The 1,031-nt window shown below is 46.7% G+C and carries 2 protein-coding genes; both read left to right on the top strand.

Going from position 1 to position 1,031, the window contains the following annotated elements:
- Nucleotides 1-39 precede the first annotated feature (39 nt).
- Complete coding sequence (locus CVN76_RS03625) at nucleotides 40-504, top strand: DUF523 domain-containing protein (protein WP_100530330.1); 465 nt, start codon at nucleotides 40-42, stop codon at nucleotides 502-504.
- A 35-nt stretch (nucleotides 505-539) separates the two neighbouring features.
- Nucleotides 540-1,031: TSUP family transporter (locus tag CVN76_RS03620; RefSeq protein WP_157805502.1), on the top strand; the 492-nt coding region annotated here is incomplete at its 3' end.

The following is a 1,031-nucleotide window of genomic DNA, read 5'->3' as shown; positions in this document are numbered from 1 at the left end:
GGATGAGAAGAATGGTAAAATGGTGTTTGGGGTGATTGGATGATTTTGGTGAGTTCTTGTTTGGCGGGTTTTGAGGTGAGATATAACGGGACTCACAGCCTGGATGAGAGGATCAGGTCATTAATTGGCGAGAAAAAGGCTGTATCGGTATGTCCGGAGCTGCATGGTGGTTTTTCGGTACCGAGGGAGCCAGCGGAGATTGTCGGCGGTGCTGGTGAGGATGTACTTGATGGAAAAGCCAAGATCATCGAAAGGACGGGCAGGGATGTAACGGCACTGTACATAGAAGGAGCGAAGCTTACTTTATTGAAAGCCCAGGAGATTGGGGCGACGCTGGTCGTTTTAAAAGAAAATAGTCCATCCTGTGGCAGTGCGGCGATTTATAATGGTGAATTCATGGGGGAGAAGAGGGCCGGGAATGGAGTGACCGCGGCTTTGCTTAGGCGGCATGGATTCATTGTCACGTCAGAGGAGTGGTTATCCGATCATCTGGGAGAAAAATGAGGTGTAATGCTTTTGCTTTTGGGGGAGGGGAATACATGGAGGATATCAACCTCTATACGTTGTTATTTTTAATACTTGCCGGCTTTGTTGCTGCATTCATCGATTCCGTTGTGGGCGGCGGGGGATTGATCTCGATTCCAGCCTTATTGTTTACGGGAATTTCACCTTCAGCGGCATTAGCAACGAATAAGCTTGCAGGGACGATGGGATCGTTGACGAGTACGATTTCATTCATCAGGGCTGGGAAGGTGGACTTTAAATTCGTCATCAAGCTGTTTCCCATCACCTTGATCGGAGCGGCATTGGGTGCTTATATTGTTCATTTCGTTTCCGCAGAGATCCTAAAGCCGCTCATTTTGATCCTTTTGGTCATCGTCGCAGTTTATACGTTGATAAAAAAGGATTGGGGGAAAGAGGCAAAGTATAAAGGACTGAAAAGGAAAAAAATGCTTTTGCTGATTGGCATAATTTTTGCCATTGGGTTTTATGATGGGTTTCTTGGACCAGGGACTGGTTCCTTCTTATTA

This window comes from Bacillus sp. mrc49, from assembly GCF_002803435.1.
The sequence above is the reverse complement of the archived record's forward strand: the minus strand, read 5'-3'. Positions and strand labels throughout refer to the sequence as shown.

Bases quoted from the DNA above. Each gene is read 5' to 3' on its own strand.
- CVN76_RS03625 (WP_100530330.1), top strand. From the start codon at position 40: ATGATTTTGGTGAGTTCTTGTTTGGCGGGTTTTGAGGTGAGATATAAC.